Raw genomic sequence first — 6160 nt, forward strand, 5'->3', positions numbered from 1 at the left:
CTAATAACTGTTTTTTTATCTCGAAGAGAAGTATCCTGAATCATTTGAGTTTTTCTATCATGAATCTTTTCTGCTTTTTTGCCGCAGACAGGACATTTAACATGATCTATTTTATAGTCAGCTACAAAAACTAAATATTCCTCCGTTTTAATTAAATCTGTTGCAACTAGGTCTGGTAAATCCATTAAATCTGTGATAAGATTATTATGCATTTGCTTGACTCCTTTATTGAATTTTTGGTGTTGTAACTATTTAATTCAACGGAGCCAGGCAAATGCCTTTTTTATTTAGATATTTTTAGATTTACAGTTTTTTCTTCACAACATTAATTATACAACCAATATTTTTAAAATTTTTTAATAAAAATAATCTTTTCGAGTTTTTTTAGAGATCAATTATAAAAAAAATTCAGATTAAACTGTTATCATATAATTAATTCAAAACATTAGTTAAATAATGAGGGTGGAAAAATGAAACAGAAAAAATTTTATTTAATAATTAATTTTATTTTACTTTTATTAATATTATTAACTTTTCAGTTTAAAGTTGAGGCAAAAAATATTTATTTAGGCAGTTTTCAATTAAAAAAAGATCAAAATATAAACTTAGCTTTAACCATTCCACCAAAACTGACAGAAAGTAATTTACAAATTTATTTATTAAGTAATTATTTTTGTAGAAAAGCAGATAATTATCCACTTGCAGTTAAAATATTGCTCAAAAATAAAACTGGGGGATTTTATTTGAGAGAACAGCCAATTGAGATTAGTTCCCAGCAGTTATGGAAAAAAATAGTCTTAATTTAGCTATCTTTTTAACTTCTGATTTTGAACCAGGTATTTATTCAAACCAATTAATTATTGAATCAGGTACTGATCAAATAGAATTTGAATTTGAATTTGAAATTTTAGCCTGGAAAGAAATAACTGGTAGTAGTTTTAATTTAGCTATTAAATATGCAGATACTAAAACAAAAGAATTAATTAGTTCAAATCAAGCTCCAATTATAATTCAATCTAATACAAACTGGCAGTTATATGCTTTTATAGAAGCAGATATCAATCTTACTCCTGAATTAAAATTAACGGCAGATAAGCTAGCCCAAAATATTGTTAATTTAAAATCAGGGTTTAGTTCAATTGGACTAGAGCCAGTTCTAGTTGCAAGTGGAATAAAAACTAATTCTTTGCCAGCAAAACAAGCAATAATTTACTATCAATTAAAAATTAAAGATTTTACTTTAATTAAAGCTGGCAAACATAATTATTCTCTCCAGTTTATTCTAAGATGAAATTATTTAAACGTGGCTCTAATATTATCTTTAATTTAGATAATATTTTTAAATAAAATTCTAGTAGAGCAGATTTAAAAAATTAAAGGGAGGCAAGTTTAATGAAAATTAATCATTTGTTTTTGGCAGTAGTTCTGGTGGTTATTTGTTCGGGTATAGTACTGGCTCAAAATCAATACACAGGTGTTTTTACTAATCCTTATGATATTGATATGAGTTCTTATTTTGCTGATGGTGGAGCTTATGAAGATTACAATCTTCATGTAGGAGATGATGGGGTAGTTTTCTTTAATGATACAGATTCTGCTAATCCAGGTCAATATACAAATTTAGAGCAATTGAATCGAGAGTCTACTCCGGATACAAATGGTAATAATCAGTCAGTTTCAATAACTGTTGGAGTAGATGCTTATATACCTTGCTTTTTAGAAATGAAACTGACTGGTAATCAAGGTACTACAGCTGCTATTAGTTATGGGGCTAATACTTCTTCTGAAGCTACTGGCAGTGGATATCATATTGTATTTGATAATGAAGTAGGTGGCTTTTTAGATGCTGATTGGAAATCATTAGGTCATGGTAGTAATGCAGAAATTAATCCTGAAGATAATGTTTATATTGGTGCCTGCGATATCTTTGCAGTCGAAATTATCTCGAATGATAATTACCGCTATGCTGTTGAAGCAAGTGCTTTAACCTCTGTTGATGCTGGCACAGGAGCAGAATTACCAATGGATATGAGAACTAGTTTAGATGGAGGAACAGCCTGGAATCAAGTTTCTTTTAATACTACATCTCTAAAAGAAGAGACAATTGTAAGTGATGGTCAGCAGGAATAAAAACAGAAGCTTTACACAGTTTCCGTGTTCCTTATAGTATGGATATTAATCATGGTCATTATGATGGAGAAATTGTCTTTAGAGCAGCTACAATTTAATTATCGTATTTAAGATAATTTGAATTGATAAAAGTTTTCCACTACAAGGCAGGGGCTGATATTTATCAGCCCCTGAACCTAATTAAGAAGAGAGGAGATTGGAAATGAGATATTTAAAAGCTACTTTCTTAATTATGTTATTGATTTTATTATTAGCTTTTTATTCAGTAGTGACAGAAGCTACAGTTCGAATTGAACCTGCTAGAATAATTATAAATTCTCTTCAAAATTCACGCAGTACAGGAGTGATTGAGGTTATTAATACAGGTACAGAAGAAGTAAAATTAACTGCTTTATTAAATGACTGGGCTTTAGATGAAAATGATAAATTAGTTTTTTATGAAGCTGGCAAGATGGACTCTACTCTAGTGGGACTAATTAAATTTAATCCCAAAAAATTTAGTTTATCTCCTGGTAAAACTCAAATAGTAAGATTTACAATTAATACTCCTGAAAATACTAGCCAAGAAAAGAGAGGCGTTGTTTTCTTTGAACGTGAAACTGATTATATGGAAGTTGCAACTGGCTCTAAAATTAAAACTCAAGTTGGCACAGTTATTTATCTTGTGCCGGATAAAATAAAATATAATTTTAAGCTCTTAGGACTGCAGATTTACAATAGCCTTGCTCCAGCAGCACAGGGAATTGTTTTAAAAATTGAAAATGCAGGGGCTGGTCATATGCGCTATTATCCAGCTTATAAAATAATTGATAGTGCCAGCAAACTTGTAATGGAAGAAGACTTTGGTGAATATATAATTTTACCGGGAGCAAAGCGAAATTTTTCGTTTATTTTACCAGAAAGATTAAAAAAAGGAGAATATAAATTACTCTTAAATATTAAATTTTATAATAATCAGCAGACAGCAGATTATCAGATTCCCATTAAAATAAAATAGGGTGAGAATAAAAATGAATAAAATAATTATTTTTTTAATCAGTTTTTTTTAATTATATTGGGGAGTTCAAACTTAATTAGAGCTCATCCTTTAGAAGAAGATCAACCTGAAATTGAGACAAATATTGTGCTTTTAACTTTATTAGAAGATAATCATTTAGTTGAGAATGATCCGTTTTTTGAACTGTATTATTTCCCAGATCATGATTATATATTATTGCCAGCAAATTTACTATCTCCTTACCTTGCAGTGGAGATGAATTTTCAACGTGAATTAGGTCTGCTAACTTTAAGCAAAAATAATTTGGAAGTTAAAATCGACTTATCAGCCAGAAAATATCTGGGGCATGAAAATTGGGATCAGGAAAAGATAATTATTTTTGGGGGTGAATTTTATTTAAGTAAATCAGTTTTTGAATATTTAACAGATTATCAGATTAGCTGGAGCAATTCATTGCAAGAATTAACAATTACAGGTGACTTTACGAAAGATGATTTTTCAACTGATGAATTCGAATCAGAATCTAAAAAAAAGCAAAAACTTAAAGATCAAGATCAATTTTCGGGAGAAAAATTAGCTGGTTTTACTTTAAACTCTGTTCATTATCGGGTTGGTTTCGAATTATCAGAGGATGATTTATTTGAGAGTCAGCAGGAACTAACAACAGAATTAAATTTTTATGGACGCTTTAAAAATTGGGCTTATAGTTTAAATAATGATTTTAATTATAATCTCAAGAGTAATAATTTTGATTATAAGCTAGATAATTTAGAATTAAAGTCATGCGAAAATAATAACTTATTAATTATTGGAGATTATGACTTTAATTTTGCTAAAACAATTGTCCAGAATGAAATGCAGGGTATTTATTATCGAATTCCAGAAAAACTCAGTTATAAATTAATTCCCTATACTGAAATTGAGATTCCAGTAGAATTAGATGATGAAGTTTCAATTTATGTTAATAATAAATTTGTGCATAAAGAAATAATTAAAGCAACTGGTAATTATCAGTTTAAAAATATTGAGTTGCGGCTTAATTATCTTAATAAAATTGAAGTAGTTAAATTATCAGCTGCTGGTGAAGAGATAAAGGAGCTTAAATATTTAGCTGGTTCAACTACTATTTTACAATCAGGGATTAAAGAAACTGAATTTCTTATGGGGCGTTATCGTAATACAAGTTATAGTGATGATAATGATTGGGAAGGTAATTTTATAGCTTTAAGATCGAATTATGCCTTAAATAGAAGGTTAACTTTTCATACTGAAACTGCTTATTTAACTAAACAGGATATCGATCGGAATATTTTAACTACAGTTACTGGAATTTCTTTGCGAGCTGCTGACAGGACAGTTATTAATTTAGACTTTTTAGCTGGAGGAGAAAGTGATAATTTGCAATTAGGAAGTGAAATTTCTATTTTATATGCTTTAATAAATGGTTATTGTAGAGCAGTTTATTTAAACGTACCACCTGAAGTAGAAGATTATTTAACTCAGGAAGAAGGAACCAATATAAGCTTGAATTTTAAATTTGATTTAAACAAAAGATTCAGTATGCAGAGCATAGTTGGTCAGCATAAAACTCTTGTTACGGATGATATAGAGGAGATTGATTATTATATTTTACGATTAATTGATAATCCTGATTGGCGGCACTACAGATCTTTTTCTCTTTACTATCAAAAAGAGTTATCTTATTTTCCTTTTCTAGAATATAATAATGAACTATATGGTGCACTAGCTAATAATAAAAGACCAGGAATTGGTCTGGCTTATAATCTTTATGGAAATAGCTATCGCATTGCAGCTGATTTAAAACATTACCGGAATAATATAGAATTTACTAATGAGCAGAGTCCACTTTATAAACAGCTATTAAATGAATCAACAGCAGAAGTGAATATTTATAAACGTTTAGGAGAAAATTTGCTTTTTTCATTAGGCTATGATGGTGAAAAGGATAAATATGATGATCAAAGCTATGATTATGAGCGAAGTTATGATGGGCAGCTTAAACTGTCATTGGGCGAAAGAACCGCAATTACTTTGTCTGCGGAGCGGACAAAAGAAGATGAAGATGAGCTGAATGAAGATAATGAGAACATAGCTGATCTTGAGACTATTAAATCGTTAAGTTTAAATTATTATTGGAACTCTGACTATAGTATTAAAGCAGAATTAAAAGATTATAGTTCTACTAATTTGATTGATTATCAGTCTTTTTATCTGGGAGGTAGTTATTATTTTCCTGTTAACCCTGGTTCAATTACACTTTTTGGAGAATATATTCTGCCAGTAGAAGGTGAAAACGGGATATCTTTTGGTATCAGTTGTGATAAAGTTTTTACTAATAAAAATGAACTAACTATTGAACTAGCTAGAGAATATAATGATTATCAATTAGAAGGATACGAAAATTACTTGACAATTACCTATAGTCAGGCTTTTGCTTTTCTGGGAGATATTATAATTAAAGATAATTTCAATGATCGTAGTCCTCGTTCAATTGTAGCAGGCTACGTTTATCTTGATCAAAATTATAATGGAATAATGGATGCTGGCGAAAAACGGCTTAACAATATTCCAATGAGATTAGGAAATATGATAAGTAGGACAAATAAAGATGGTCTATTTGTTTTTAAACCATATTTTAATGATCTATATTTACTTGATTTTGATTACCGTAATCTAATAGCAGTAATGTACAATAAGTTGTGTAAATTAAATATCGATATTTTTTTAAAATAAAAAAAGAGGAATCCTTCTTTAAGTGGTTGAATATATTTATCGACGAAAATAAAAAATCAAACCACTAGGAGGACTCCTCATGAAAAGTATACCTGAAAAACCCAACAATGGTCAAGTGAATTTTGATGACATGATTAATGATTTGATCAAAAATTTTCTCGAAAAATTGCTTAAGTCTGAATTAACCGAATTTCTAAATTACGATAAATATGAAGTTACTGGTAAAAACTCTGGCAACAACCGCAATGGTAATTATTCTCGTAACTTCCAGACTAAATA

At 29.3% G+C, this 6160-nt stretch carries 7 protein-coding genes; 6 read left to right on the plus strand and 1 reads right to left on the minus strand.

Features of this window, described 5'->3' with window-relative positions; all coding sequences use genetic code 11:
* Window positions 1–212 (minus strand): transposase family protein (locus BMZ74_RS13870; protein ID WP_089860717.1); only part of this gene is annotated, 212 nt, incomplete at its 3' end.
* A 258-nt stretch (window positions 213–470) separates the two neighbouring features.
* Between BMZ74_RS13870 and BMZ74_RS13875 the strand changes: the two genes are divergently transcribed.
* From BMZ74_RS13875 to BMZ74_RS13900, 6 genes are all read left to right on the plus strand, one after another.
* Entirely contained in the window at window positions 471–806 is a 336-nt protein-coding gene (locus BMZ74_RS13875) for a hypothetical protein (protein ID WP_089862806.1), read from the plus strand.
* Window positions 782–1291 (plus strand): hypothetical protein, encoded by a 510-nt coding sequence (locus BMZ74_RS13880; protein ID WP_089862807.1) that lies wholly within the window; start codon window positions 782–784, stop codon window positions 1289–1291. The genes BMZ74_RS13875 and BMZ74_RS13880 overlap by 25 nt, the downstream gene beginning before the upstream one ends.
* Window positions 1292–1392: 101 nt before the next feature.
* Window positions 1393–2130, plus strand: a complete 738-nt coding sequence (locus BMZ74_RS13885; protein WP_089862808.1) for a hypothetical protein — start codon at window positions 1393–1395, stop codon at window positions 2128–2130.
* A gap of 202 nt (window positions 2131–2332) precedes the next feature.
* Window positions 2333–3127 carry a fimbrial biogenesis chaperone gene (locus BMZ74_RS13890; protein ID WP_089862809.1) on the plus strand — a complete coding sequence of 265 codons (795 nt, stop codon included), beginning with the start codon at window positions 2333–2335 and terminating at the stop codon, window positions 3125–3127.
* Window positions 3128–3184: 57 nt separating this feature from the next.
* Entirely contained in the window at window positions 3185–5881 is a 2697-nt protein-coding gene (locus tag BMZ74_RS13895; protein ID WP_089862810.1) for a hypothetical protein, read from the plus strand.
* 130 nt (window positions 5882–6011) lie between these two features.
* The coding region (locus BMZ74_RS13900; protein WP_425432338.1) for a transposase at window positions 6012–6160 on the plus strand (149 nt) is incomplete at its 3' end.

Origin of the sequence: Halanaerobium salsuginis (assembly GCF_900114545.1) — a bacterium.
GTDB lineage: Bacteria > Bacillota > Halanaerobiia > Halanaerobiales > Halanaerobiaceae > Halanaerobium > Halanaerobium salsuginis.

Coding starts and splice junctions, on each gene's coding strand:
- BMZ74_RS13875 (WP_089862806.1), top strand. CDS start 471: ATGAAACAGAAAAAATTTTATTTAATAATTAATTTTATTTTACTTTTA.
- BMZ74_RS13885 (WP_089862808.1), top strand. CDS start 1,393: ATGAAAATTAATCATTTGTTTTTGGCAGTAGTTCTGGTGGTTATTTGT.
- BMZ74_RS13890 (WP_089862809.1), top strand. CDS start 2,333: ATGAGATATTTAAAAGCTACTTTCTTAATTATGTTATTGATTTTATTA.
- BMZ74_RS13880 (WP_089862807.1), top strand. CDS start 782: ATGGAAAAAAATAGTCTTAATTTAGCTATCTTTTTAACTTCTGATTTT.